Origin of the sequence: Mucilaginibacter gossypiicola (assembly GCF_900110105.1) — a bacterium.
GTDB classification, from domain to species: domain Bacteria; phylum Bacteroidota; class Bacteroidia; order Sphingobacteriales; family Sphingobacteriaceae; genus Mucilaginibacter; species Mucilaginibacter gossypiicola.
This window is the reverse complement of record NZ_FOCL01000008.1, coordinates 175,829-202,369: the sequence shown is the minus strand read 5'-3', so window position 1 is coordinate 202,369 and position 26,541 is coordinate 175,829. Positions and strand designations below refer to the sequence as shown.

General features: G+C 42.3%; 25 protein-coding genes. 12 read left to right on the top strand and 13 right to left on the bottom strand.

The window, feature by feature from the left end:
* Window positions 1-16 precede the first annotated feature (16 nt).
* Window positions 17-1,837, top strand: coding sequence for an excinuclease ABC subunit UvrC (gene uvrC, locus BMX50_RS24145; RefSeq protein WP_091215594.1), 1,821 nt, complete (start codon window positions 17-19; stop codon window positions 1,835-1,837).
* A 75-nt stretch (window positions 1,838-1,912) separates the two neighbouring features.
* Here uvrC and BMX50_RS24140 read toward each other — a convergent pair whose 3' ends face one another.
* The 9 genes from BMX50_RS24140 to BMX50_RS24100 form a co-directional block, all read right to left on the bottom strand.
* Entirely contained in the window at window positions 1,913-2,308 is a 396-nt protein-coding gene (locus tag BMX50_RS24140; RefSeq protein WP_091215590.1) for a hypothetical protein, read from the bottom strand.
* Between the two features lie 474 nt (window positions 2,309-2,782).
* A complete protein-coding gene (porN, locus tag BMX50_RS24135) occupies window positions 2,783-3,757 on the bottom strand; it encodes a type IX secretion system ring subunit PorN/GldN (protein WP_091215587.1) in 975 nt (324 codons plus the stop codon).
* Window positions 3,758-3,763: 6 nt separating this feature from the next.
* Window positions 3,764-5,284 carry a type IX secretion system motor protein PorM/GldM gene (gene porM / locus BMX50_RS24130; protein ID WP_091215583.1) on the bottom strand — a complete coding sequence of 507 codons (1,521 nt, stop codon included), beginning with the start codon at window positions 5,282-5,284 and terminating at the stop codon, window positions 3,764-3,766.
* A gap of 42 nt (window positions 5,285-5,326) precedes the next feature.
* Window positions 5,327-6,130 (bottom strand): type IX secretion system motor protein PorL/GldL, encoded by an 804-nt coding sequence (gene porL / locus BMX50_RS24125; protein WP_091215577.1) that lies wholly within the window; start codon window positions 6,128-6,130, stop codon window positions 5,327-5,329.
* Window positions 6,131-6,198: 68 nt separating this feature from the next.
* Window positions 6,199-7,515, bottom strand: coding sequence for a T9SS ring complex lipoprotein PorK/GldK (gene porK / locus BMX50_RS24120; protein WP_091215573.1), 1,317 nt, complete (start codon window positions 7,513-7,515; stop codon window positions 6,199-6,201).
* Window positions 7,516-7,767: 252 nt separating this feature from the next.
* Complete coding sequence (locus BMX50_RS24115; protein WP_090530369.1) at window positions 7,768-8,526, bottom strand: uroporphyrinogen-III synthase; 759 nt, start codon at window positions 8,524-8,526, stop codon at window positions 7,768-7,770.
* Between the two features lie 18 nt (window positions 8,527-8,544).
* Window positions 8,545-9,450: a DUF4271 domain-containing protein gene (locus tag BMX50_RS24110; RefSeq protein WP_143065249.1), complete on the bottom strand. Its 906-nt coding sequence runs from the start codon at window positions 9,448-9,450 to the stop codon at window positions 8,545-8,547.
* 210 nt (window positions 9,451-9,660) lie between these two features.
* Window positions 9,661-10,368 carry a hypothetical protein gene (locus tag BMX50_RS24105; protein ID WP_091215565.1) on the bottom strand — a complete coding sequence of 236 codons (708 nt, stop codon included), beginning with the start codon at window positions 10,366-10,368 and terminating at the stop codon, window positions 9,661-9,663.
* Window positions 10,369-10,474: 106 nt separating this feature from the next.
* The gene (locus BMX50_RS24100) at window positions 10,475-11,371 is read right to left on the bottom strand and encodes a flavin reductase family protein (protein WP_091215561.1); all 897 of its coding nucleotides are present in this window, start codon (window positions 11,369-11,371) and stop codon (window positions 10,475-10,477) included.
* Window positions 11,372-11,598: 227 nt separating this feature from the next.
* Between BMX50_RS24100 and hemW the strand changes: the two genes are divergently transcribed.
* The 4 genes from hemW (at window position 11,599) to BMX50_RS24080 (ending at window position 15,488) form a co-directional block, all read left to right on the top strand.
* Window positions 11,599-12,720 (top strand): radical SAM family heme chaperone HemW, encoded by a 1,122-nt coding sequence (gene hemW / locus BMX50_RS24095; RefSeq protein WP_091215557.1) that lies wholly within the window; start codon window positions 11,599-11,601, stop codon window positions 12,718-12,720.
* A 114-nt stretch (window positions 12,721-12,834) separates the two neighbouring features.
* The gene (locus BMX50_RS24090) at window positions 12,835-13,380 is read left to right on the top strand and encodes a fasciclin domain-containing protein (protein ID WP_091215554.1); all 546 of its coding nucleotides are present in this window, start codon (window positions 12,835-12,837) and stop codon (window positions 13,378-13,380) included.
* Between the two features lie 219 nt (window positions 13,381-13,599).
* On the top strand, window positions 13,600-14,478 hold the full coding sequence (locus tag BMX50_RS24085; RefSeq protein WP_091215550.1) for a cupin-like domain-containing protein: 879 nt from the start codon (window positions 13,600-13,602) through the stop codon (window positions 14,476-14,478).
* A 128-nt stretch (window positions 14,479-14,606) separates the two neighbouring features.
* On the top strand, window positions 14,607-15,488 hold the full coding sequence (locus BMX50_RS24080; protein WP_091215547.1) for a cupin-like domain-containing protein: 882 nt from the start codon (window positions 14,607-14,609) through the stop codon (window positions 15,486-15,488).
* Window positions 15,489-15,722: 234 nt separating this feature from the next.
* Here BMX50_RS24080 and BMX50_RS24075 read toward each other — a convergent pair whose 3' ends face one another.
* Entirely contained in the window at window positions 15,723-16,691 is a 969-nt protein-coding gene (locus BMX50_RS24075) for a phytanoyl-CoA dioxygenase family protein (protein ID WP_091215544.1), read from the bottom strand.
* Between the two features lie 126 nt (window positions 16,692-16,817).
* Here BMX50_RS24075 and BMX50_RS24070 point away from each other — a divergent pair, with 126 nt between their 5' ends.
* Window positions 16,818-17,672: an AraC family transcriptional regulator gene (locus BMX50_RS24070; protein ID WP_091215540.1), complete on the top strand. Its 855-nt coding sequence runs from the start codon at window positions 16,818-16,820 to the stop codon at window positions 17,670-17,672.
* 4 nt (window positions 17,673-17,676) lie between these two features.
* Here the strand turns inward: BMX50_RS24070 and BMX50_RS24065 are convergent, their stop codons facing one another.
* Both BMX50_RS24065 and BMX50_RS24060 read right to left on the bottom strand, forming a co-directional pair.
* Entirely contained in the window at window positions 17,677-18,159 is a 483-nt protein-coding gene (locus BMX50_RS24065) for an adenylyltransferase/cytidyltransferase family protein (RefSeq protein ID WP_091215535.1), read from the bottom strand.
* Between the two features lie 178 nt (window positions 18,160-18,337).
* Entirely contained in the window at window positions 18,338-18,757 is a 420-nt protein-coding gene (locus BMX50_RS24060) for a YybH family protein (protein ID WP_091215532.1), read from the bottom strand.
* 156 nt (window positions 18,758-18,913) lie between these two features.
* On the opposite strand from BMX50_RS24060, the gene BMX50_RS24055 reads away from it, so the two are divergent.
* From BMX50_RS24055 to BMX50_RS24030, 6 genes are all read left to right on the top strand, one after another.
* A complete protein-coding gene (locus BMX50_RS24055) occupies window positions 18,914-19,792 on the top strand; it encodes a carbohydrate kinase family protein (RefSeq protein WP_091215528.1) in 879 nt (292 codons plus the stop codon).
* Between the two features lie 292 nt (window positions 19,793-20,084).
* Window positions 20,085-21,182, top strand: a complete 1,098-nt coding sequence (locus tag BMX50_RS24050) for a vWA domain-containing protein (protein ID WP_091215524.1) — start codon at window positions 20,085-20,087, stop codon at window positions 21,180-21,182.
* Window positions 21,183-21,277: 95 nt separating this feature from the next.
* Window positions 21,278-22,783: a sigma 54-interacting transcriptional regulator gene (locus BMX50_RS24045; RefSeq protein WP_091215521.1), complete on the top strand. Its 1,506-nt coding sequence runs from the start codon at window positions 21,278-21,280 to the stop codon at window positions 22,781-22,783.
* Window positions 22,784-22,797: 14 nt separating this feature from the next.
* Window positions 22,798-24,117 (top strand): metallophosphoesterase, encoded by a 1,320-nt coding sequence (locus BMX50_RS24040; RefSeq protein ID WP_091215518.1) that lies wholly within the window; start codon window positions 22,798-22,800, stop codon window positions 24,115-24,117.
* A gap of 32 nt (window positions 24,118-24,149) precedes the next feature.
* Entirely contained in the window at window positions 24,150-25,040 is an 891-nt protein-coding gene (locus BMX50_RS24035) for a UbiA prenyltransferase family protein (RefSeq protein WP_167668096.1), read from the top strand.
* A 3-nt stretch (window positions 25,041-25,043) separates the two neighbouring features.
* Window positions 25,044-25,670, top strand: a complete 627-nt coding sequence (locus tag BMX50_RS24030; protein ID WP_091215512.1) for a class I SAM-dependent methyltransferase — start codon at window positions 25,044-25,046, stop codon at window positions 25,668-25,670.
* Window positions 25,671-25,845: 175 nt separating this feature from the next.
* On the opposite strand, the gene BMX50_RS24025 is transcribed toward BMX50_RS24030, so the two are convergent.
* Window positions 25,846-26,538, bottom strand: coding sequence for a response regulator transcription factor (locus tag BMX50_RS24025; RefSeq protein ID WP_091215507.1), 693 nt, complete (start codon window positions 26,536-26,538; stop codon window positions 25,846-25,848).
* Window positions 26,539-26,541: the final 3 nt, after the last annotated feature.

Sequence of the window (26,541 nt, the reverse complement as noted above, 5' to 3'; positions counted from 1 at the left end):
GTGAACTAATGAACTAATGAACCAATTCGATTACAGGGCAGCACTAAAAAACATCCCTCATAAACCCGGGGTATATCAATACTGGGATAGTGAGCAGGAATTGATATATATTGGCAAGGCTAAAGACCTGCGCAACCGTGTTGGCTCATATTTTAACCAGGATATCCATATTAATGCTAAAACCCGGGTGCTGGTATCCAAAATCCGTGCTATTACTTTTACCATAGTTGATACCGAGGTTGATGCCTGGCTGCTGGAAAACAGCATGATCAAGAAGCATCAGCCGCGTTACAACGTGCTGCTTAAGGATGATAAGACCTATCCCTGGATCATCATTAAAAACGAGAATTTTCCACGCATTTTCTGGACTCGCCGTATTATAAAAGACGGCTCCAAATATCTTGGGCCTTATGCATCGGTGAGCATGATGCATAACATTTTGGGGCTTATTAAAGAAACTTACCCTTTACGCACCTGCAACCTACAACTTACCCGCGAAAATATCGACAAAGGTAAGTTTAAGGTTTGTTTAGAATACCAGCTGGGTAATTGCAAAGGGCCCTGCCAAAACTATCAAACCGAAGATGACTACGATAACAGCATCGAGGAAATTAAGGATATTCTTAATGGCAAAATAGGTGCGGTTCTTCGTCGCCTAAAAAATGAGATGGAAGCCGCAGCCATGGAGATGAACTTTGAGCTGGCCCACCGGCTTAAACGCAAGTTTGAACTGCTGGAAAATTATCAAAGCAAATCAACCGTTGTTAACTCATCTATTACCGATGTGGATGTGTTCAGCATTGCATCTGAAGAAAAACTGGCTTTCGTCAACTTTTTGAAGGTGATGAATGGCACTATCATCCAAACGCAAACCATCGAACTAAAAAAACGGCTTGATGAAAGCGATGAAGAATTGCTTACTCTGGCCATATCCGAATTCAGGAGCCGTTACAGCAGCGACAGCAAGGAAATCATCGTTCCGTTTGATATCGACCTTGAAGACCATCCTAACATCAAATTCACGGTTCCGAAATTGGGAGAAAAACGTAAGCTGCTTGATCTTTCGCAAAAGAATGTGCAGTTCTTCAAAAAAGAAAAGATTGATCAGTACGAAAAACTAAATCCCGAGATCCGCACAGAGCGGTTGCTAACGCAGATGATGAAAGACCTGCGCATGAACCAGCTGCCACGCCACATTGAATGTTTTGATAACTCTAACTTCCAGGGCAAATACCCGGTATCGGCCATTGTGGTATTTAAAGATGGAAAACCATCTAAAAAAGACTACCGCCACTTCAATGTTAAAACCGTTGAGGGACCTAACGACTTTGCCACTATGGAAGAAGCCGTACACCGCCGCTACCGCCGCATGCTGGATGAAGGCACAGAGTTACCACAGCTTATTGTAATTGACGGCGGTAAGGGACAGTTATCATCGGCTATGCACAGTCTCAAATTATTGGGTATCGATAAAAAAGTAACCGTAATAGGTATTGCCAAACGCCTGGAAGAGCTTTATTATCCTAATGATCAATATCCGTTATATCTCGACAAAAAATCAGAAACGCTTAAAGTTATCCAGCACCTGCGCGATGAGGCCCACCGCTTTGGCATCACTTTCCACCGCAAAAAACGTGATAAAGGTACACTGGTAACCGAGCTTGAACTGATAGAAGGCATAGGCAAAACTACCGCCGAAAAGCTGCTTAAGTACTTTAAGTCGGTAAAGAAGATCAGGGAAGCTAATGAAGAAACATTGCTTGAAGTAGTGAACCTTAAACAAGCCAAAGCAATATTAGCGTATTTTGGTGGCGGAGCAGAGGTTGAACAAGGCTAATATCTGTTCTTATAAAAAACAAAGGCCCGGTTCAATCAACCGGGCCTTCTTTATATAGTGGGGTAGTGATTTTTATTACTGAGCTATATAAAATGATTTTTGATCGCCATCCTGGTAAACATGGATTGATTTTTTAACCACCTGGTTGTTGGTGTAGATCTCCATAGTGTATTCACCATCTGCCAAACCGTTTAACACATAGCCTTTGCTTACATCGGTTTTGCTTGGCACAATGTCTTTCAATAAAAGCTCATTGTCTTTGTTGTAAACCTTTACCACAGACTTTCCATCTTCAGTTTTTGCAAAGTTCACTTTTAAACCACGATCATGGTCAAGGGCTTTGAAACTTACAACTTCTTTGGCTTTAGGGGTAACATCGGCACCACCTTCGTCGGCTTTGGCTACTGTGGTAGCAAATACACCTGCAGTTAATAATACAAATAAGGCTGATAATTTTATTGAGGTTTTCATGGCTTTAAGGTTTTAATGTTTTTAAATATGTTGTGTTGTTGTTTTCAATGATCAAATGAACAACATATATTTTGACTGCTAAAAAGAGTTATACCAGCTGTTGATATAAATAGACAAAGCCCTGAAAGGGCTCGGCAAACGCTAAAAAGGCACTATTTACCCCACTTTCGGGAGTTGGTCGGATTTTTTGGGGAGTTGGTCGAAAGCTTTAAGTTATTGGTCAGGCGGGAGGTGAGAATTGCATATAAAATCTACCGCAACGTCGTGCCGAACTTGTTTCGGCAACCCACACCACAAGTAGCAGATTTGCTTAGCATGGTTGTTTAGCGAGTGTGGTGTTGAAACAAGTTCAACATGACTACATTTTTGCTTTTAAGCCCCATGATAAACTCCAAAGGCAAAAGGCATATAAAACAAAACAGGCGATGAAAATTCATCGCCTGTTTTGTAAAATCTTGTTTAATCTTTAACCTGTTAGTACTGCCAAAGGTTAAGCTCCCAGTCAAGAAGGGATTTTTTGATCCTTTCCGATTCGTAAAGCTTATCAATGCCCTGGGCATAATCTTTTATACGCTCATCCTTGTCGTTACTTTCTTTTACGATATAACTGGTAAAGATGCGTTTGATAAACACGTCGTCGAAGCTTAAACCGGTGGCATCGCTGCTACGGCTAACAACTTCTTTGGTTGCAAGTATAGGGCGTGCTTCTGGGAAATAAACCCAAAAAGCAGGTTGAAAATCAATATCAAGTGTACCGGCACCTTTAGGTTTAATTAATGGTGCAATACCTATAATGCGGGGCTCAAATACCGAACGCTGTTTGTCAAATACCCAATCCTCTTTGATACGGAATTTAAGTACACTATCCGGATTAAATTCGCCAGCCACCATGGTAGATGATATTACGTTGTTATCCTTGTCACGTTTTTCAACTACACTACTGTCGGATGCTAAACGGCCGCGGGCCTGGGCACCTGTTAAAGGAGTGGTAAAACCATCGCCTCCCGGATCATCTTTCTTACCCGGAGTAGGGTCATATGCCGTAAGTTCGCCCCTGCTAATGGCGTCAAGCAACACGTCAATTAAACGGCCTTTCGGCGAAGCCAGGTACTGGTTCATCTTTTCGCGCACATCTATTTCGCGCCAAACACGCTTTGCAAACGCAACGTCATTTTCACGCAGGTTAGGATAAGGCGTAACTTTGGCATTAATGATGTTATTTTTTTTGTAGTAGCCATCAAGCGGCCTGTCAAAAGGTTTTGCAGCAATTTTACGTGCTGTATCAAGCGGCTGTTGGCTGGTTACGTTATCCGGCTGAACCTGTACAGGTTTCTGTGTTACTTGCCTGGCTGTGGTTGTCTTTTTCGCAGGCCTTTTGGTACGTTTTTTTTGCGCGTAGGCGCTTACGCAGGCAAGGCACAGGATAACAACTAAAATTCTCTTTTTCATACGCGCTTAATTTGCGGATAATACAATCGGGTCAAGTGACCGCGGTGAATGGTCTGGCCCTACTGCAATGATATCTTTAAATATAACAGTAGTTCCTGGTGTAACCGTATTTAAAGCACTGTGCATAGCACTGGTTAAGTCACCGCCCGAGCCTGATAAAATAATGGCATCCTGGCGTGGTTTTACAACCAGCATAGTAAAGTGCGTTACGTTAAATTTAGCATCAAAGTCAAAGTTATCAAGCTGGGCAAAAAGCCTGTCTTGCGCTTTGATATTGGCCGAGCTGGTGTTACCACCGCTTTTACCGGCAAACTGTGGCTTAGGGTCAGGGATCCTTTTGATACGGAATTCTGTTGAGCCTAAAACTGCTCCTTTTGCCCCACTAACGGAAATAGTAGCACGGCCTATGCTGCTCACTGTAGCTGTATAATGGCCACCCGAACCGCTCAGAGAACCGGCACCGCTAAAATGTACGTTTAAGTCGCCTGCAGCTACACCTGGTGCAGATACTGATATAGGATTGGGAACACCTATATAAAGCACATTCATTTTATCAGGCGAAATAACAGCAGAGGGCCTTGCTACCGTATATTCCTGTTTAAAAGGATAAGAATCATTTTTACCGGTTGTATTATTTTTTACCGTGATAAAACCTTCTACGCTATGTTTTCCTTCACCACTCGCGGTAACGGTATAATTACCTTTGCCATCCGTTACAGAAACCCTGCTACCATTAACAGTGATATCGGGGTTTGACTTTGAATCATAAGCAGTTAAAAAGATCTGCGCGGTGTAAGGTTGTCCGGCTATAACATAGCTGCTTGGAGCTACTACTACCGCGCTAAACTTATCAAGTGTAACCTGCGCCTGATCAATTTTGCCTAATAGTTTTTTCACCACCTCATTTTCGGCGTTTTTATTATCAGCTTCAATTTTTGCTAAAGTAGTAAGCGCTGCACCCAAAGGTATACCATCACCAAAATTAGCCTCTTGCCATGATTTTTTAACATCACCGTGCGTTTTAGGCGCAATGGTATTTAATGAAAACTGTACACCTACGCTGTCTTTACCTAAGGCTTCAAGCAATCTTTGACGGGTTTCGTCAATTTTAGCTTTCAGTTTCTCCCCATTCTTTTGGTTGATCATGATACGGGGCGATATATCCAGGTTATCCCGGGCGTTAACATCATCAATCTCAGGGTTAATGCCGCCACCTTCCTCAATCAATTTGGCTTTCAACTGCTCAACATAGGTATTTAGTTCTGCAGCTATTTTACTTGCATCTTTAGCCTTATCGTAAATGGGCTGAGCTCTTTCCTTTTGCTCTTTTAATTTAGTATTTTCAAAAGCGCTGTATGTGGCTTGCAAACCAGTATTAACGTTTTTGGTTGATGCATCCAAACTATTTGTAATATTCTTAAACGCGTCTAACAGGCTATCCGGTACGTTAAGGGCAATAAGGCCCAATAGTACCAGGTATAGTATACCTATCATTCGCTGTCTTGGGGTTTCCTTACCTCCGGCCATCTATTCTAATTCTTTTCTTGGTAATCAATCAATTAATTATAATTAAACACGCGGCTGGTTCATGGCAGTAAGCATGTTACCATAAATAGAGTTTAATGATGCCAGGTTTTTAGCCAAACGACCAACCTCTTCCTTAAACTGCCTTGAATCATCCATAGATTCATTGAAGTTGTTCATGGTAAGCGCAAGGTTCTGGTAAAATTTATTCATTGACTTTAAGTGCGCACTTGAATCTTGCAATTCCAGCTCGTATACGGCATTAAGTGCCGATAAGTTTTTTGCCAGTTGGTTAATCTGGTCATGATAGGCTTTTGAGTCGACATTTGAATTAGCCATTTCGGTTAAGTTAGCTGATGCTTTTTCAAAAGAAACACTTAGCTTTTCATAGCTCGCAGTTGCGTCTTTAACTTTAGCAGTAAAAGCTACAGTAGCTTCGCCTGCGTCGGTAACTCGCGATATTGCAGCTACTTTGTCACCAAATGTGCGTAAACCATCACCAAGGCTGCGTACCAGTTCCGGGCCAATTTTGGCATCTTCCATCATTTTATCCAAAGCAGCTGTTGTTGAAGGGCCCGCATTATTGCCAGCATTTCTAACGGTTGCTTTTGGAAGTTCGCCCTGAAAATCTTCGCTTAGTTCGGGATATACGCGCACCCAATCAATGTCTTTGTCTTCTCTCTGAAAACCTAATATAAAAAACAGTATAGCTTCCATTATAAGCCCTCCTGCTATCCAGTAGGTGGCACCAGGCCAGTGCAAAATTTTAAACATTAACCCTATAATCACCACTGTAGCACCCCATGATACGATGTTACCTATTCCGTAAGGTTTTTTCTTTCCAGCCATAATAATAATTCAGAAGTAAACTTTGTTATTTTTTGATTTGATTGTTTGCTTGCTTTAACTAATTTGAATTAGCGTTTGTCTGTGATGTCGCGCCCTAAATAATGGGTTACACAACGGAAACCGATATATGATTTAGCGGTATCCTGGTATTCGTAGGTCCGGGTTGAGTTTTGAAGAAAATATCCTATATCTTTCCATGAACCACCGCGTACAACTTTACGTTTCAATATTTCGGGGTCGGTAGATTTAGCTTCGTAATTAAAGGTTGGTGCAAGGTCATGCACAAATGTTGATGCCGATTCGTCAAAAGCAGATAATGTCCATTCGGCCACGTTGCCTGCCATGTTATATAAGCCGTAATCGTTAGGGAAATATGAACGAACTGGAACTGTATATGCCCCGCCATCATCTGTATAATTACCACGGCCAGGTTTAAAGTTTGCCAGTAAGCACCCTTTAGCATTTTTAATGTAAGGGCCGCCCCATGGATAATCGGTACCTATCCTGCCACCGCGTGCTGCATATTCAAACTCAGCTTCTGTTGGCAAGCTATAAGGTGCACGGTGAGCTAAACGGCGTTTATCTTTATAAGCGTCGTTATAACGAGTACGCCATACTGCGTAAGCACGCGCCTGCCTCCAGGTTACACCTACAACAGGATAGTTACGGAAGGCCGGATGTGAAAAATAGCTTTCAACCATAGGTTCGTTAGCAGCATATGAAAAGTCGCTTAACCAAACAAGGGTATCCGGGTATACTGCCACTGTATCGCGAACAATAAAGTCCGAGCGATGTTTTGTTTTATCGTTATGATGATCAGCAGCATCGCGCAGGGTAAACAGCGCATAGTTATATTTTAACAAACGTACATCAACCTCATTGCGGTCAAATACGCGGTCATCGCCCTGGTAATACATACCCTGCAACTTTTGAGCGTTGCTGGCCTGACCATTTTTGCTGCTCCAAATAGGATTTTTCTTTACATAATCCCAGTTAATGAACTTTTTGCCGCCATTATTATTACCGGCTCCGGCTTTAGGCTGGATAAAATATTTATTATCGTTGATATAGCTGCTGATGGCTATTGAATCGCGAACCCAGTTAACAAACATTTTGTACTGACTGTTGCTGGTTTCGGTTTGATCCATAAAAAATGGAGAAACAGTAACCTGCTTGGTTTGTGCTATCTGAGCGAAAGTTACATCCTGATCGGTTTGCCCCATAAGGAAGCTTCCACCCGGAATATAAACCATGCCGTAAGGAACTTCAGCCCTAAACGACCTTGCAGGCACCCCCACAACTTCACCCCGGTCGCCACCACCGCGGCCACAACCACTTAATACACTACCTGCTAAAACTACTACTAAAAAGTATATCTGCTTCATTTTACAATTCAAAATCAGTTATATAACTATAACACAATGCGACGCCCGAATATATTACATTTTACTCAATGTAAGCTAAAAAAACGATATTTTGACTCTATGAATCGATAAACTGTATACTTATCTTATCAACACAGCACAAAACGCTATATAATTAACAAACCGCTAACCAATTGTTAATATGACAATTAGTTAGCGGTTATACGGGTAAATACAGTAAAAAGTTGCGGCCGGGTTAAATAAATTCCTAATTTATTTATTCACAAGCTTTACATATTGCTCAATGGCCATCGTCATTGACGGGGCACCGGGGGTTGGAGCAGGTATATCTAAAATTAAACCAGCCTCAAGCACTGCCTTATGAGTAGTTGCTCCAAAGGCCGCTATGCGGGTATTATTTTGTTTAAAGTCGGGAAAGTTTTTATACAACGATTGTATACTCGACGGACTAAAAAATGCTATTACATCGTAAAATACATCGGCCAGATCAGAAAGATCACTGCAAACTGTACGGAAAAGTACCGCAGGGGTAAAGTTATATCCGTTCTCCAGCAAAAAGCGCTGGGTTTCTTCTGCAGCAACATCCGAGCATGGGTAGAGAAATTTTTCAGATGAATGCTTCTTCAATACCTCTGCAAGATCGGCAGCTGTTTGCTTACCAAAAAAGATCTTGCGTTTACGATATTGAATATACTTTTGAAGATAAAGCGCGATGGTTTCTGAAAGACAAAAGTATTTCATTTCAACCGGCACCTCAAAACGCATCTCCTCGCATATGCGAAAAAAATGATCGGCCGAGTTACGACTGGTAAAGATCACAGCGCTAAAATCAGCGAGGTTAATCTTCTCTTTTCTGAAATCCTTAGCAGGCACACCCTCAACGTGAATAAATGATCTGAAATCAATTTTCAGGTTAAGCTTTTTAGCCAGCTCGGCGTAAGGATTTTTATCATTTTCGGGCTTAGGCAAAGTAACCAGTATGCTTTTAACCTTTTTCTTTCTATCTTCCAATTCAGTGCTTTTAATAACCTAAATTTTAATATTCAATGCCTTTATTAAAATCAAAACAGGGCAAATTTCGAGGGCACAAAGATACGTAAATAAATAAAACTTATGAAATCGAAAGGTAGAAATTATATTTACGCTGCTCCTGATATATTGCCATATAAAAATTACGATGATTATAATAAGCGTCGCTGTTAGTAATACCGGGATATATTGTGCCCCAAGCAAGCTGAAACAAATAACCACCGGTAAAAAAACAAACGCTATATTAAAGTAGGTAAGATGCAAAATGTTCAAGTATTCGCTCACCAGCTTATTAATATCAAAAACAAAGCCTAAAAACTTGAGTATTAAAAACTTAAGCGAGAATAATACAATAATTACAATGGTAAGGAAAGTAAACAGACCGCTGCCTGCTATTTTATAATAAACGCCTTTGTACGCCGCCAGCTGATATAAAAACAAACCAAACGTAGCACAAAACAGTAAAAATAACCCCAGGAAAGCCCACGAGCTAACTGGGCTCTCTTCTTTACCTGCTATTGAAAGCACACGCTTGCTATAAAAAGATGTAAATACATTACTTACGTCCTTGCCGAGGGCCAGGTTAAGGATAGCGGTATATAACAGCATGGCAATAATGATCACAATAACCCAGGGATCGCGCGAGGGGCGGTAGTGCCCTTCCATTACCCTGCTTTTTGACCTGGCATGAAGATCAAGAAAGCCATATCCGTGATATAATTCGCGTGCAAAAACGCTATCGGCGTATTCGGCACGCATGGCTGCATCGGGCACCCTGAGGTAGCGCATGACTACAGAATCGGCAATAAACTTATCCCTGTTTTGCATGGCGTTAGCCACCGAATCAAGTACCGAATTGCCGGGGCGAAAAGCACGTACAGGTGATTTTAAAGGCGTATCAATCACTGTTGAATCTTGTTGCGCAAAAGCGGCAGCACAATTCAACAAAAAAAACAGGCAACACCAAATAACCAAACGGATCCTCAAAGCTTAAAAAAGGGCTTATTATTTTTTTGCAAAAGTAGGGTAATTATCTGAACCAGAATTTTATCAATTAATATTTTTTTGAATTTATTTCACAGCTAAATCTTGTTCCTTCCTCATTTAATAACTGCCTTATTCAACCACACCCGTAGCCGCCCAAAATACCAGGTATCCGGTTTGGGCCTTACTTACAATAACTTTTTTAAGTACCCGGTTTGGATCAGGATGGATATTCAATACGTCGATATTATGATGATCGCTTTCGGTCATTTTATCCCCTGGCCCCCATTTAGCCAGGTTATGTACCGCATAGCTTAAATTGGGATCACTTTCAGGGATATCATTGTAATAGTCGGGCAAGGTAAAGTCTTTACTTTCCCCAACACCGCTATAAATTAGAGTGACATGCAATTGAGAAGGGCCTTCAGAACTGGTGAGGCTCAGGTATAAACCCGAATATTTTTTATGAGGCACGTCAAAGCTAAAACTATCAATACCGGCAACATTTCGGGTTTGGTTGCCTTTATCACCGTTTCCGTAATGAAGCAATACGGCAGGATGAGATGAATTAGCCGGGATCAATGGGTTATCCGGTAAAGCATGCGCATTATTATCGCCATTAAGTTTTGCTGCGGCCGACGTAAGGTAACCATCCCCCTTGCCCCCGCCATCAATACCGGTTATCCAGCTTTGTAACTTACCCTCTGTAACTGTTGTTACCGGTCGTGCATTTAACAATCTGTGAATATCTATTTGAATAGTTTTATTGTCTTGCTGGCTACCGGCAACACTGCCTGCCAATAAACAGATAGATAAGAAAACAGCGTATTTAAAGGTCATGGTTTATATAATTGGAACCTAAAGATAAACAAAGCCTAAATGTCCTCTAACCTTTATTGCACAAAAACAGGAGATCTCTCCCGTTGACAATGTCAGGGAGCACAAGCTACATTAACAAAACTTTCCAGGCATCCGCTACACGGCCGTTATCTAACAAATGCCTGGCTTTTAAATGCAGGCGTTGGGTGCGGGCGTGGCTTTCGGTGATAGCATCAAGCAGCTCTTTCATTTCATCGGTTTTGCTAAAGGCTTCCACTTCTTCATCAGATGGCAGCGTTTTAACAAGCCCCAATAACCCCAAATTATTCCCGGTTAATACGTTGGAGTTTTTAACCTCTTCAGGAAAAGCATCTACGCCCATACCTATTCCGGCACAATCAATTGGTTTGGCAATTTTAAATAAGTTATCGCCGGTTACCCTGCAATACCAATCACCGCCCAAACGAGCCACCAGATCTATTTTAAGAGGGTCTATTTTGCCATTGGCATCCAAAATATCTTCATCGATATGAATCCGTTTCACCTCTGCAATAACCAAATTACCTGCTCCACCGTTTTCCCCTAATGATATCACATCGTTCACAACACATTCCAATTGAACAGTTGATTCCGCTACCCTGGGTGGCCTTACCGTCTCCGAAGCCAATTCAGTAAACCCCGCTTTCGAAAACTCATTTACTCCTCTTGGATAATCTGTACTGGTTAAATAGGCCTGTTGAACCATATCATAGTTCACAATATTGATCACGCATTCAGGTATTTCCAAAACGTTTTCAAGCGTATGCTTAGTGGTATTATCCCGCGCTCTGCTTGTTGGCGAAAAAACGCATATTGGTGGATTAATGCTAAATACATTAAAAAAACTAAACGGACTTAAATTAACCTCACCGTTTTTATCGATAGTGGATGCAAAACATATCGGCCGGGGTGCAATGGCAGCGTGCAAATAACCTTGCATTTCCGCCGGTGTTAATGATGACGCATCAATAGTTTTTAACTTCATTCAAATTTTTATTATTGCGAGTTCGGGGTAAGAAAAGCATGCAAAAGAGCGCAAAGGGTATGCTTTCCACTTGCAAAATGATTGACAGACAGAAAAAAACAGTGTGTTTAAGGTCATGGTTTTATATGGATTGGAGCCTAAAGATAAACAAAGCTTAAATGTCCCATAACCCTTATTGCACAAATACCAGCTTTAATCAAAAAAAATAATTGCATTACCTTTGCCGCATGGCAGGCATCTACATCCATATTCCTTTTTGCAAGCAGGCTTGCCATTATTGCGATTTCCATTTCAGTACTTCATTAAAGTACAAGGATGAAATGCTGGATACATTGATCAAAGAGATTAAATTTCAAAAAGGCTATCTTAATGGAGAAAGCATCGAAACCATCTACTTTGGCGGCGGCACTCCGTCTGTTTTAAATGGCGACGAGATCAGCAGGATCATTAATACCATTACCGAACTTCATACCGTATCATCCACGGCCGAAATTACTTTGGAGGCAAACCCGGATGACCTGAAAGCGGATAAATTAAAAGCGTTGAGGCAAACACCGGTAAATCGCTTCAGTATAGGGATCCAGTCGTTTTTTGACGAGGATTTAGTTTGGATGAACCGCGTACACCGCGGGCAGGAAGCAGAATCATCTGTAAAGCGCGCCCAGGACGCCGGCTTTGAAAACATTACGGTCGACTTGATTTACGGATATCCCATGCTCAGCGATACCAAATGGAAACAAAATCTGGATAAGGTATTTGAGCTTAACGTTCCGCATGCATCCACCTACTCCATGACGGTTGAGCCACAAACCGCGCTGGCGGCTTTCATCAACAAAAAAAAGCAGCCACCTATGAATGAGCATCAAAGCGCCGAGCAGTTTATGGTGCTTATGGATGCTATGCAGGCACATGGCTTTGAACATTACGAAATCTCTAACTTTTGCAAGCCGGGCCAATATTCCCGCCACAACTCCAATTACTGGAAAGGCGTAAAATATTTAGGCATAGGCCCATCTGCGCACTCCTATAATGGCGATACCCGGCAGTGGAACATTGCCAATAATGCAAAATACATGCAGGCGCTTGAAACCGGGAAACTATCTGCCGAAACAGAAGAACTAACCGAAGAGAACCGCCTGAACGAGTATATCATGACTTCGTTACGTACTATCTGGGGACTTGATTTGGCAAAGCTAAACCACATAGCTAAAGGTGCATCTGACGAATTGCTGAAAGCTGCCGCCGAATATTTCGACAGGGGATGGATCATACAAAAAGATAATGTTATTTATCTTAGTGCAACAGGTAAGCTGTACGCTGATCATATTGCGGCGGGCTTATTCTTTTAAACCAATTTGCCCTGTAACAGTCAATACATTGTTACAAAGCAAAATGATCGTTAGATCTGTTTAGCTTTACTAATCGTATCTTTAAATGATACTTTATCCTGACTATTATAAATTATGAAAAAACTAATCATCGCAGCTTTGGCATTAGTGGCTTTTGCCGCTGCTCCAAAAGCTTATGCCCAAAAAACAATTGGGGGCGCGGTTATGTCGCCTGCTAAAAACATTGTACAAAACGCATCGGGCTCAAAAGATCATACTACACTTGTAGCAGCAATAAAAACGGCAGGATTGGCGCCCACATTATCAGCAGCAGGTCCTTATACGGTATTTGCACCAACTAACGAGGCTTTTACCAAATTACCCGCAGGCGCTGTTGATAACTTGATGAAACCGGCCAACAAAGCAAGCCTGATAAAAACCTTAACTTACCATGTAGTACCGGGCAAACTTACATCTGCCGACTTGCTGACCAAAGTAAAAGAAGGTAAAGGAAAAACGGAATTAAGTACGCTGAGTGGCGGTACAATAACAGTAATTTCGCAGGGAGCCAAATTGTATTTGGTTGATGAAAAAGGTGGCAAATCATGGATCACCATTGCCGATGTTGCTCAAAGCAACGGCATTATCCATGTGGTAAATGCTGTATTGATGCCTAATTAAGTTTTATAGTGGCAGTTGCAGCGGCAGTCGCCGAAAAAGTTTTTGAAAAGAGTTGATGGTTTGTAACTATCAACTCTTTTTGTTTTACTACTTATAAAAACTGCTACTCGCTACTGCAACTGCTACTAAAACAACTGTCATTAAAACTTCAAAATTACCCCAAAGTGTTTACATGTTTTTTACAAAGAATTAATTTTGCTCGTTAATTAATTTGTGAAAATGAGTATAAAGCTTACACCTATTGACAGTGTAGACAATATAAGCAAAGAGGATTTTGTTAACAATTACTTAAATCCACGCAAACCGCTTATTATCCGCAAAGCGACCGAAAGCTGGCCTGCTCTTCAAAAATGGACTTTTGAATATATTAAAGAAACCGTTGGCGATCAAACAGTTCCGCTGTATGATAGTTCAAAGGCCGATCCATCCAAAGCTATCAATGCATCTGCAACCGAAATGAAGTTTGGCGATTATATCGACCTCATTCAAAAACAGCCTACCGATTTAAGGATCTTTCTTTTCGACCCAATAAAGCACGCCCCAAAACTGCTGGATGATTATCGTTCACCATCAGATTTAATGGGCGGATTCCTTGATAAATATCCTAATATGTTTTTCGGAGGTGCCGGTTCGGTAACATTTTTACACTATGATATCGACCTTGCACACATTTTTCATACGCATTTTAACGGCCGCAAACATGTGATGCTGTTTGACCAAAAATGGACCGAACGCCTGTATTGTATCCCATTTGCCACCTATGCTTTAGAAGATTACGATATCGAAAACCCCGACTTTACCAAATTTCCGGCGCTTGATGGCATTGAAGGCCAGGAGGCATTTTTAGAGCATGGTGATACCTTGTTTATGCCCACAGGTTACTGGCACTGGATGAAATATCTTACCGGTTCATTCTCTATCTCCCTGCGTGCCTGGGATAAATCATGGGCCATTAAAGCCAAAAGTCTGTATAATTTAACCGTACAGCGCAAGTTTGATAACATGATGAAAGCCCGCTTCAAAAAGGACTATATGGACTGGAAGGAAAACCTGGCTATAAAACGTGCTCATAATGCCCTTGCTACCGGCAAGCCATAATATTGAGAATATATTTATACTACTTTGGGGTTTATTTCGTTATTTTGAATGCTTTTAAATAAGTAAGAAACAATACTGTAACTTTATTTTAAAATTGGCGTAACTCCCCTAAAGTAATAAAACTATATATGTGCTTCATTCTTAACCCGATCGATACGGTTGAAAATATTTCTCCCGAAGACTTTAAGAAGAATTATTTAGACCCTCGTCGACCGCTGGTTATCAAAGGGCTTACCAAAAGCTGGCCTGCCCGCGAAAAATGGACACCAGAATATTTAAAACAGGTTGTTGGCAACAAAGTAGTGCCGCTATATGATAACTCAAAGGCCGATCCGTCAAAACCCATTAATTCATCGGCAACCGAAATGCCTTTTGATGAGTATATCGACCTTATCCGCAGTAAGCCAACCGAATTAAGGATTTTTTTCTTTAACATCTTTAAACAGGCACCACAGCTTTTGGATGATATTGTATTGCCAAAGGATTTAATGGGCGGTTTTTTAGAAAGCATGCCTGCCATGTTTTTTGGCGGCTCAAACTCGGTTACATTTTTACATTACGATATCGATCTTCCGCATATTTTCCATACACACTTTGGTGGACGCAAACATGTGATCCTGTTCGAAAACAAGTGGAAACGCCGCCTGTACTGTATCCCCAATGCTACTTATGCTCTGGAGGATTATGATGTACTAAACCCTGATGTTAAAAAATTCCCGGCGCTTGATGGCGTGGAAGGCATTGAGGTTTTCCTTGAACATGGTGATACCCTGTTTATGCCTACAGGCTACTGGCACTGGATGAAATATGTTGATGGTTCATACTCATTAAGTCTTCGTGCATGGGATGCAAGTATAAGCCGTAAAGCAGCAAGTCTGTACAACCTGGCCGTTAAAGGCGGTGTTGACAGCGCACTAAAAATGATGTTCAAAGGCAAATATGCCAAATACCGTGAAGGCCTCGCTGTTAAATGGGCCAATAGGGAACTGGCTGCAGGGAAACCTTTTTAAAGTCGAAAGTCTTAAGTTTTCAGTCTTAAGTCATGATATTGAATAGCGATGGATTTTATCCATCGCTATTTTTGTTTATGCCGCGAAGGCCGTGTCTTCACGGCCGGCTTGCATAGCAAATGTGCGTGAAGACACGCACATCCGGGATATATTATTTTCTTCCCGGAGGCCGTGTCCCCACAGCCGACTGCTTTGCTTGCAAATGCGCGAGAGGACACGCGCATTGGGAATATTTTACCACCGCTCCAATCCCAAAAGCTTTTTACCAAGCTCACTAAGCTCAGCAACGGGGTTTTGCTTTTCACGCTCCATCGGATCGCCGGGAAAGGCGTAGCCTTGCATGGCTTCACGGCTTTGCCAGCTGTTGATGCGCCATTGCCTTAACTCTTCATTATCTTCCTGCGCGGGCATCATCGATATATATTGAGCTATCCGCACTTTATCTGTACTGGTGTTTGGGCGGATACCATGCGGCTGCAGGCTGTTAAATATGAGCAGATCACCGGCCTCAAGTTTTACTTTTACCGTTTCAAAACCGGTGGTATCTGGTTTATAATGATCCCTGTCTTCGGGCTGGGTCAATTTCCAGGTATCGTAAGTTTGGTATAATTCCGGGATGCATTGAAAGCCACCCATGTTTTCATCCGTTTGATCGGCAAGGGCCAGCACACCCTGAACATTTTGAGGTTTGGTTTCAGGATCATAATCCCAATGAATAAACCCCTTATATTCAAATCCGGGGCGCAACGGAAAATTAAGATTAGCCCTATCGATAGTTACCCATAACTTCTCCGTACCCCAGATATCCGCAAAAGCCGCATGAACTTTTGGGTATTGGCGATTATCCCACATAAACTGCTGATTATAAATTTCAACCATGCCGGTGTTGTTCAATTCGCTCATTTGCATTTGCGCATTAGGCTTTTTATACCAGCTTTCCATGTCATTAGCATCTTTAGCTTCATATTGCCACAGGTAATCGGCCAGTTTTTGAACCTGTATTTTAGGCACAGCGTTCTTGATGATCACATAACCGTTGTCTATCCAAAATTGCCAGTCGGCCTCAGTAAGCACTTTTAATGGTTCGTTGTTGGCACGTTTGTTCAGGCCAATCTGGCTTGATTTTGCCGTTGATGGATTACCGGGTATTTCTTTATGGGCATTTGCAGGTGCCATGGTCATGGTTGCATTTTCGGTCTTCATAATTTGCTTTGATTTATAATCCAAATTTAGGCTGACTTTGAAAGCTATCTATCCTGTGCAATGACCAAAATTTGCTCTATATTGACTATTTAATTATCTTTATTAAAGCATAAGATTCAATACAGCATGGATAAGATCCAGTTAGAGAAGGTAGATTTTGAACCGGGCAAATCGTTCAAGCTTTTTTCGCCCAGGCTCAGGAACACTTTCCTGTGGCATTATCATCCCGAATATGAATTGGTTTACGTGGAGGCCGATGCCGGGATCAGGCATGTTGGCTCGCATATTTCAGGTTATACCCAGCATGACTTAGTTCTTATTGGCAGTAACCTGCCTCACCTCAACTTTGATTACCGCCTGCGCAGCGAATACCACCAGATAGTGGTGCAGCTAAAAGAAGATTTCATGGGAACAGCGATAGGCATCACTCCCGAATTTTCGGCTATTGAGCAACTTTTTAAAAAGGCAGCCAACGGCATTGCTTTTTATGGCGAAACCAGAACATTGGCCGTACAGAAACTTAAACTGATGCCGGCAATGGGCTCATTTCAGCAATTGATGGGATTAATGGAGATCTTCAACATCCTTGCCGGGTCAAACGAGTTCACTATTTTAAATAATGACGAGCTAAACCTGCAGTTCTTTTTAAAAGACAAGATTAGGATGGGGGCTGTTTATGAATACATTGGCGGCAATTATAATCTTAAACCCGATGTAAACGTAGTAGCGGCTAAAGTAAATTTTACAACAGCAGCCTTTTGCCGTTATTTTAAAAAGCAAACCAAAATGACCTTCACCGATTTTGTGAATCAATACCGTGTCGATGTGGCCAAAAACCTGCTCATGCAGGATAAAAATGTAACTGAAACCTGCTATGCCGTAGGGTTTGAAAGCTTATCCTATTTCAATAAACTATTTAATAAGATAACAGGCAAAAATCCTTCTGAGTTTAAAAAGGATTGGACTGGCAAAGTACAATGAACCATTAAGCCCGATCTTTATAGTATTGCTTAACAGCATCGGGTAAAAGATGCAGGTATAAATTAGGCTCTTCCCTGATCCTTGAGGCCTGCACCGGTACAACCTTGCAGGGCTCTTCATAAATAACACTTTCGCAATCCAGAAAACGGCCCATATAAGCGCCGTAAGCCTCGGATGCAAATATTACATCAATATGCGGTAAGTTCTTTTTTAGATAGCTGGCCCAAAGCCTCGACATATTTTCTATCGAATCGCCGGTGCCGGGCAGCATGGCCTCATCATAACTTAACAGTACAGGCTTCACCTTATCGTTGCCTGCATATGTTTTCTTTAGCCAGTCAAGTCGTACATCACCTGCAATAGGCTCGTCATCACTGGCACCAATAACAATTACAAGCTCATCACAGTGTTCAAGGGCATAACTTATCAATGTCATGTGTCCAATATGCAACGGCAAAAACTTTCCAATGATCAAACCTCTTTTCATGCAGTAGTATTAAATTAAAGCAATGGCTTGTGCGATTCCCTCTTGAGAGGGGTGGAGGGGTGTGTTTCTCAAACGCGGAAGAACACACCCCTGCAACCGCACCGCCCAAAGCGCCCCCTCTCAAGAGGGGAATTGAATTGCCTTTTTCCTAATCTCTTATCTCCAATCACCAATCTCGTCACGAAGTGTGATCACAAACTATCTTCCACTCACCCTTAATTTTCCTGAACCACAACGTAAAATACCCACCTGGTGTATCCTTTTCGCGGGTAAGCTTCCATCCACCTAAAACAAAGGCATTAGTTTTATCAAGCACCTTTATTTGCATAATATTGAACGAGAGCTGCCCCATAGCCGCCTTATCAGGATAGGTTTGTTTATAGTGCTCCAATGTTGTTTGCCAGCCGTAAGTTGGGGCTGCTTTTCCCACAAAAACCAGCGAATCTGACTTCCAGTAGGTTGTCATAAACTCTTCAATATCGCCGCGGTTCCAGGCCTCCTCCTGTGTATGCATTACTTTCAGGATGGCTTGCCTATCCTGTGCAAAGCAATACACGGCTACAAGCACAAACGCAAAACTCAGTAATATTTTTTTCATATAATAAAGATAGCCTTTTGGCTGAACCTGAATTTTAAGAATTGCCCGAATTAACAGAATTAAAAAGAAAAAATTCAATTAATTCTTCAATTCAATTAATTCCGGTTAAGACAATACAGTATATTTGGATTTCATCGACACTAAAAACAAATAACTATGGGAAATCAGGTATTGAGTTTTGGCGAAGTTTTATGGGATGCTTTTGGCGATGGAAAAAAAGCCGGCGGTGCGCCTATGAATGTGGCCAGGCATTTGGTACAACAAGGCGTAAAAACAACTTTTGCAAGCTCAGTTGGTATGGACAACTCCGGCGACGCATTAATAGGCTTTTTAAAAAGCAACGACCTGTATTCAGACCTGATCCAGCAGGACGATGAATTTCCAACCTGCGAGGTTACTGTACAACTTGATGAAACCAACACCGCCACTTATATTATTCCACAACCTGTTTCATGGGATAACATACAACCATCGACCGCACTCACCAAGGCGGCCCAGGCGGCCCGGGCCATTGTGTTTGGCAGTTTGGCTTGCCGTACTGTTACCACCCGCGAAACATTGTTAAACCTGCTTGATGAAACCCCGGCATTAAAGGTATTTGATGTAAACCTTCGTCCGCCGCATTATACATTATCAACTATTGAAACCCTGGTTGCCCGTGCCGATGTTGTGAAAATGAACGAGGAAGAGGCTAATTTGCTCATCGGTGGTAGCAGAGCTTCTCTGCGTGATCAAATTGGCGAGTTTCGTTCAAAATACCATAGTCAAACCATTTGCGTAACCCGCGGTGAGCATGGTGCACTGGTATGGCACGATCATGAATTTTATGACAGCCCCGGCTGCCCCGTAAAAGTAGCTGACACTGTAGGTGCCGGCGATGCCTTCCTGGCAACTTTTGTATCCGGTCTTCTTTCAGGCAAACCTATGCAGCAGGTGGTTGATAAAGCCTGTTCAGTAGGCTCATACGTAGCCAGCCAGCGCGGCGCAAACCCGGTTTATCCGCCTGAATTGCTGAACAGTTTGGCGTACATTTAGTATCCTAACACTACCAGCGTCATTGCGAGGTACGAAGCAATCCCCAAGAAGCAGGGCGGCTAAGCAGGTCTCCCTGTAAAGTCGGGGATTATTAATATTTATGATTTGTTTTTATAGGTATTAATGAGCTCCCTTCGGTCGGTTGTATTCGTACCTCGCAATGACGTGGCGCAGAACACCTCAAAGTGTCTCTCCTTAATTGTCATACTTACCTAACAATTTACTTTATCACTTCCACAACAAAACTTTTCACCAAAATATTCCGTTCCTTTATGTACAGAAAGGACAAAATATGCGCGGTTTTGGATTTTCCAAATTTAAGCCCAACCAAATCCCTAAAGGCGGATTTGACGAATTATTGAAATTATTCCTCGAGTTGCTCAACTATACATCGGGCGATGCCGGCGAAGCTTTAGCCTGGCTTAACGAACTCGATAAACAATACAACCTCACCAACGATGATTATGGCATGGGCGATTTCATCGATGAACTGAAGCAAAAAGGCTATCTTGATGAGGACAATCAGAACGGCGAGTTTAAGATCACCGCAAAAACAGAGCAAAGCATCAGGCAGTCGGCCCTGGAAGAGATTTTTGGCAAACTAAAAAAATCCGGCAAAGGCAATCACCGCTCACCTCAATCGGGCCAGGGTGATGAAAAAAATGCAGAACGCCGTGAGTTTGAGTTTGGTGACAGTCTGGACCAGATAGACATGACCCAGTCTATCCACAACGCACAGGTTAACCATGGTATCGGCGATTTTATGATGACCGAGCGTGACCTTGAAGTAGAGGAAATGGATTACAAAACCCTTACTTCAACCGTGCTCATGATCGATATTTCGCACTCCATGATCCTTTACGGCGAAGACAGGATAACACCGGCCAAAAAAGTAGCTATGGCCCTTGCCGAGCTCATCCGCACCAAATACCCAAAGGACACGCTGGATATTGTTGTTTTTGGCAACGATGCATGGCCTATAACCCTGCAGGATTTACCCTATTTACAGGTTGGCCCCTACCACACCAATACCTATGCAGGTTTGGAACTGGCTACCGACTTGCTCCGCAGGCGTAAAACGCATAACAAACAAATTTTCATGATCACCGATGGTAAGCCAACCTGTTTAAAGGAAGGCACCAGGTACTATAAAAATAGCATCGGGCTGGACAGGAAAGTGGTTAACAAAACCCTTAACATGGCTGCTCAATGTAAACGGTTAAAAATACCTATCACCACATTCATGATAGCCAAAGACCCCTATTTGCAGCAGTTTGTTCGTAAATTCACAGAAACAAACGGAGGCAAAGCGTTTTACAGTTCCCTGAACGGCTTGGGTGAATATATTTTTGAGGATTACATCAGGAACAGGAGAAGGACTGTTAGATAAATTATTATTTGAAAATTAGTCAATTTGATAATTTGAAGATGCTTTGATACGTCCATTTTCAAATTATCAAATTGTCAAATTCCCTAATTGAAAACATGAGTAAATTATTAGATATAAAAACCCTCGGCCAGTTAAAGCAAACAGGCTACAAAAGCCGTTCGGTTAAAGATGAATTACGTGCTAACCTGATTGAACAGCTTAAAAAACGCGAAGGTGGTTTTGAAGGCATCATCGGTTTTGAAGATACTGTTATTCCCGACCTGCAAACTGCTATCCTATCGCGCCATAACATTTTGCTGTTAGGCTTACGCGGCCAGGCTAAAACCCGTATTGCCCGCCTGTTGGTTAACCTGCTTGACGAGTATATTCCATATATTGAAGGATCAGAATTGTTTGATGACCCTTACAATCCCATTTCGTGGTTTGGTCATAGCATCATAACCGAAAAAGGTGATGATACCCCTATCGGCTGGATCCACCGCTCTGAACGCTATACCGAAAAATTGGCTACACCTGATGTTACCGTTGCTGATTTAATTGGCGATGTTGACCCTATCAAGGCGGCTACTTTGAAATTAACGTATTCAGATGAGCGAGTGATCCACTTTGGGTTGATACCCCGTGCGCATCGCGGCATCTTCGTAATCAACGAACTGCCAGATCTGCAAGCCCGTATCCAGGTATCACTGTTCAATATCCTGCAGGAAAAAGATATCCAGATCCGTGGTTTTAAATTACGTTTGCCGTTGGATATCCAGTTTGTATTTACTGCTAACCCCGAGGATTATACCAACCGTGGTTCGATAGTTACACCGCTTAAAGACCGTATTGAAAGTCAGATCCTGACGCATTATCCACGTTCGGTTGAAATTTCGCGCAAAATCACCCAGCAAGAAGCATCCCTTACAGATGATCAGCGTATAGCTATCGAAGCCGATGGATTAGTGAAAAACCTGGTTGAACAAATTGCTTTTGAAGCCCGTAACTCTGAATATATCGACAAAAAATCAGGAGTATCGGCACGTTTAACTATTTCGGCGTATGAAAACCTGATCAGCAATGCCGAGCGCAGGATGATCATCAACCACGAAAAAACAACTTTCGTGCGCATTACCGACTTTTTAGGTGTGATCCCCGCCATCACCGGTAAAATTGAGCTGGTTTACGAAGGCGAGCTGGAAGGCCCGGGCAAAGTGGCCAACATCCTGATAGGCAAAGCGATCAAAAGCTTATTACTGTCGTTTTTCCCTGACCCTGAAAAGGCTAAAAAAGCTAAAGCACCTAACCCATATGCCGCTATCATCAACTGGTTTGGCGATGGCAACAACGTGGCATTGGTTGACGATATGCCAATGCAGGAGTACAAAAAAGCACTGGAAGAAGTTGCCGGTTTGAAAGACCTGGTTAAAAAGGTCCATCCGCGTTTAAGCGAAAGTCAGCAATTGCTGCTGATGGAATTTGTACTTCACGGCCTGTCGGAGTTTTCACAATTGAATAAAGGTTTCCTTGATAATGGGTTCGCGTTTTCGGATATGTTTAACAGTTTGTTTAACTTGCAGCCCGATGACGACGACCTTGATATTGACGACGACAGATACTAAACACCTGCGCTAACATGATACTAAAAGCGCTGAGTATTTTATTCTGGATCATAATTGAGCTGCTGACAGACCGGTATGTTTTACAGGGAATCCGCGGCGCATTTCAAAAATGGCGACTGCTTAAATCAAAAGCATTCGCCATTTTTTATTGGACAACATCGGCCCTTACTGTAGCTGCGCTCTTAACAGGAGGTTACATTACCATAGCCGGAACAGGTGTACGTGCCGCCTGTTTGCTGATAACATTTATCCTGCTCATCTGCAAGTTCACTTTTATCCTCTTCATTTTTGCCGATGATATCAGGCGAAAAATTGTTCTCAAACGGAAGAAAACTGAAACTGGTTCTTCTACCACAGCTGCTTCTGCAACTGCTACTACTTTTCATGGTCAAACTGCAACTGCAACTACCATAGATGCTATCCCCCGTTCGGAGTTCCTGTTAAAAGCAGGATTACTGGCTGCTGCCGTTCCCCTGGCTGCTATTAAAACGGCAATGCCTAAAGGCTCATATGATTACCATGTATTGTATCAAACCATGTATCTGCCTAACCTGCCAAAAGCCTTTGATGGCTTAAGGATAGGGCAGATCTCGGATATTCACTCGGGCAGCTTTTATAATAAAAAGGCAGTGCTTGGCGGTGTTGAAATACTGCTGAAAGAAAAAACAGACCTGATATTTTTTACGGGTGATTTGGTTAACGGAGAAGCTTCAGAAATGACCGATTACCAGGATATTTTCAGCAAGGTAAAAGCACCGCTCGGTGTTTTCTCAACCCTTGGCAATCATGATTATGGCGACTATGGCGATTGGGATTCTCCGGTAGCAAAAAAGAAGAACCATGACGATTTGATAGCCACTCACAAAAACATGGGCTGGAACCTGCTTCGTAACGAAAACCGCCGACTTAAAATAGATGGAGAGGAAATAGGGCTCTTAGGTATCGAAAACTGGAGCGAATACAGCCGCTTTCCTAAATATGGACGTATGGACCTGGCTGTAAAAAACACCGATGACCTGCCGGTAAAGCTCCTGCTTTCGCATGATCCATCGCACTGGCGGGCCGAGGTATTACCTAAGTATCCGCAGATTGATGCTATGTTTGCCGGCCATACCCACGGCATGCAGTTTGGTGTACGCACCGAACATTTTCAGTATAGCCCTATTACATACGTTTACAATGAGTGGGCGGGCCATTACCAGGAAAATATGCAACAATTATATGTAAATGTTGGCTTTGGCTTTGTTGGCTTAACAGGCAGGGTTGGAATATTGCCGGAGATTACGATATTTACATTAAAAGCAGGCCACGATCCGTCGCTATCAATTTCTTAAAAGATCGGGGCATATACTGCGCCACGTTACCAATGAAGAAATTACTACAATCTGTATTAGATTTTCTGCTCTTCAGTAATATTTTCATGTCGCTTTGTGCAGTAGCACAGGCCTTGTTAACATTTCATTTAATAGGGTCAAAACCTGTGTTCCCTGTATTGGGCTTGTTATTTACATCAACCCTGGGAATTTACAATTTTTGTATCCTGATCACCAGGCCAGCCAATCCTCAAAGATCTCCTTACAAAAGGGTACGATGGTTTTTTGCACACTATAGGTTGATGGTAACATTTACCATTGTTTCGTTGCTCTCATTGATCCCGCTGTTCTTTATCATCACTACCGAATCAAAGATCCTGCTCATATTTCTCAGCGTCCTTTCGTTTGGTTACGGGTTGCCCCTGTTCAGCGTTGGCGATCATAAATTTGGCTTAAGAAACATCCCGGGCCTGAAGCCTTTTTTAATAACACTGGTGTGGACAATGAGCTGCGTGTTGTTTCCGGTGTTGGAGTCGATGCATAACCATCTCACCGATATTACCATGCGCGATACCACTATACTTATAGCCAAGCGCTTTTTATTTATAGGTGCATTAACAATACCTTTTGATATCCGCGATCTGTTTGATGATCGTAAAGTGGGCTTAAAAACCATCCCTGTAGTTTGGGGCGAAAAAAATGCTTATCTGTTTTGCCAGGTATTACTTGCCGGGTACATTGTATTGATGTTCCTGTTCAGGCAAAACGGATTTAGTATTGATTTTTTTGCACTCACAATTACCATGTTCCTTACGGGCTGGTTAATCTTTAAGTCGGCATGGGAAAAGAATGAATACTACTACTTTTTTTATATGGATGGCGTGCTGATTTTACAGTATGTTATTGTAGTAGCCTTCAATGCCCTCAAATACTTTTTTCATTAAAACATGGCCGCCAATTATAACAACTCGGCATGGTTTTATGATCGGCTTTCAAGATTGGTATATGGCCGGGCGTTAATAAACGCGCAGGTATATTTATTAGGCTTTATTCCACCAAAAAGTAAAATACTCATAGCCGGTGGCGGCACAGGCTGGATACTGGAAGAACTCGCCAAAATACATTCATCAGGCTTAGATATTACCTATGTGGAAATTTCGGCAAATATGACTGCACTCTCGCAGAAAAGGCACACCGGTGAAAACACGGTTACCTTTGTTAACGATGCTGTTGAAAACGTAAGGCTTCCCGCAGGTTTTGATGTAGTAGTCACGCCTTTTTTGTTCGATAATTTTGTGGATGAAACGGTAGACAAGGTTTTTTATCATTCGCACAACCTGCTCAAACCAAACGGGCTGTGGCTTAATGCTGATTTTCAATTAACCGGTCGCTGGTGGCAAAATGTAATGCTCCAAAGCATGTTTGTTTTTTTCAGGCTGCTTTGCGGTATAGAAGCCAGCAGGTTACCAGCCATTGAAAAGCGTTTTGACGCCGCTGGATATAATGTAATTGAGGATAAAACCTTTTTCGGAGATTTTATTGTAGCGAGGGTGTACAGGAAGCAATCATCATAAGCATGTCATTGCGAGGAGCAGCCCAGGATTGAGCGAGGAGCGACGTGGCAATCTCGTAGCTATACAGGTTGGACATGCATTTGCTACGAGATTGCCACGCTTCGCTCGCAACGACATATTTTTAAAAGCCTATTTACAGAATTGCAAACTGCCCGCTTAAAACTGCAAACTAAAACTACTGGTTATAAACAAACTTATATCCTATCCCTCTTACAGTTTGTAAGTACTGCGGCGAATCGGCATTGGTTTCTATCTTTTTACGAAGACGGACAATGTGCATATCCAGTGTACGGGTGTTTACATCGGCGTTGTAACCCCAAACTTCCATCATCAGTTCTTCGCGGTTTATAACCTTGTTTTTGTTTTTGAGGAAGTAAAGAAGGATTCGGTTTTCAAGAATGGTCAACTCTATCTTACGGCCATCGCGGATAAGCAGGTGTGTGTTAGGTAGATGCTCCATGTTGGCAAAACGATATGACTCAGGCTTTTCGCTGTTAAGCGAAAATTTGATCTTATTTTCGATCATAGCCACCAGCACATCCATATTGTAAGGCTTGGTGATATAATCAGAAACACCAAAGTTGTAGGCTTCGATCTTATCAACATCCTGAGCTTTGGCAGTCATCATAATGATGAGCTTATCAAACCCTTTTTCGCGGATATTTGCGCAAACCTCAGAGCCTGGCTTACCGGGTAACATCCAGTCCAGCAGTACAATATCAGGTTGATCAGCCAGGATAATGGCTTCGGCATCATTACCGTTGCCGGCTTCCAATACCTTATAACCTTCTGACTGCAAACGCTCTGCAACCAGGAAACGCAGGTTCTCGTCATCTTCAACCAGCGCAATTTTAATTTCTTTGTTCATATC

Bases quoted from the DNA above. Each gene is read 5' to 3' on its own strand.
- uvrC (WP_091215594.1), top strand. From the start codon at position 17: ATGAACCAATTCGATTACAGGGCAGCACTAAAAAACATCCCTCATAAA.
- porM (WP_091215583.1), bottom strand. From the start codon at position 5,284: ATGGCCGGAGGTAAGGAAACCCCAAGACAGCGAATGATAGGTATACTA.
- BMX50_RS24100 (WP_091215561.1), bottom strand. From the start codon at position 11,371: ATGAAGTTAAAAACTATTGATGCGTCATCATTAACACCGGCGGAAATG.
- BMX50_RS24060 (WP_091215532.1), bottom strand. From the start codon at position 18,757: ATGAAAAAAATATTACTGAGTTTTGCGTTTGTGCTTGTAGCCGTGTAT.
- BMX50_RS24105 (WP_091215565.1), bottom strand. From the start codon at position 10,368: ATGACCTTTAAATACGCTGTTTTCTTATCTATCTGTTTATTGGCAGGC.
- BMX50_RS24030 (WP_091215512.1), top strand. From the start codon at position 25,044: ATGGCCGCCAATTATAACAACTCGGCATGGTTTTATGATCGGCTTTCA.
- BMX50_RS24140 (WP_091215590.1), bottom strand. From the start codon at position 2,308: ATGAAAACCTCAATAAAATTATCAGCCTTATTTGTATTATTAACTGCA.
- BMX50_RS24025 (WP_091215507.1), bottom strand. From the start codon at position 26,538: ATGAACAAAGAAATTAAAATTGCGCTGGTTGAAGATGACGAGAACCTG.
- porL (WP_091215577.1), bottom strand. From the start codon at position 6,130: ATGGCTGGAAAGAAAAAACCTTACGGAATAGGTAACATCGTATCATGG.
- porK (WP_091215573.1), bottom strand. From the start codon at position 7,515: ATGAAGCAGATATACTTTTTAGTAGTAGTTTTAGCAGGTAGTGTATTA.
- BMX50_RS24070 (WP_091215540.1), top strand. From the start codon at position 16,818: ATGGATAAGATCCAGTTAGAGAAGGTAGATTTTGAACCGGGCAAATCG.
- BMX50_RS24065 (WP_091215535.1), bottom strand. From the start codon at position 18,159: ATGAAAAGAGGTTTGATCATTGGAAAGTTTTTGCCGTTGCATATTGGA.
- BMX50_RS24090 (WP_091215554.1), top strand. From the start codon at position 12,835: ATGAAAAAACTAATCATCGCAGCTTTGGCATTAGTGGCTTTTGCCGCT.
- BMX50_RS24035 (WP_167668096.1), top strand. From the start codon at position 24,150: ATGAAGAAATTACTACAATCTGTATTAGATTTTCTGCTCTTCAGTAAT.
- BMX50_RS24085 (WP_091215550.1), top strand. From the start codon at position 13,600: ATGAGTATAAAGCTTACACCTATTGACAGTGTAGACAATATAAGCAAA.
- BMX50_RS24040 (WP_091215518.1), top strand. From the start codon at position 22,798: ATGATACTAAAAGCGCTGAGTATTTTATTCTGGATCATAATTGAGCTG.
- BMX50_RS24055 (WP_091215528.1), top strand. From the start codon at position 18,914: ATGGGAAATCAGGTATTGAGTTTTGGCGAAGTTTTATGGGATGCTTTT.
- BMX50_RS24050 (WP_091215524.1), top strand. From the start codon at position 20,085: ATGCGCGGTTTTGGATTTTCCAAATTTAAGCCCAACCAAATCCCTAAA.
- hemW (WP_091215557.1), top strand. From the start codon at position 11,599: ATGGCAGGCATCTACATCCATATTCCTTTTTGCAAGCAGGCTTGCCAT.
- BMX50_RS24075 (WP_091215544.1), bottom strand. From the start codon at position 16,691: ATGAAGACCGAAAATGCAACCATGACCATGGCACCTGCAAATGCCCAT.
- BMX50_RS24045 (WP_091215521.1), top strand. From the start codon at position 21,278: ATGAGTAAATTATTAGATATAAAAACCCTCGGCCAGTTAAAGCAAACA.
- BMX50_RS24080 (WP_091215547.1), top strand. From the start codon at position 14,607: ATGTGCTTCATTCTTAACCCGATCGATACGGTTGAAAATATTTCTCCC.
- porN (WP_091215587.1), bottom strand. From the start codon at position 3,757: ATGAAAAAGAGAATTTTAGTTGTTATCCTGTGCCTTGCCTGCGTAAGC.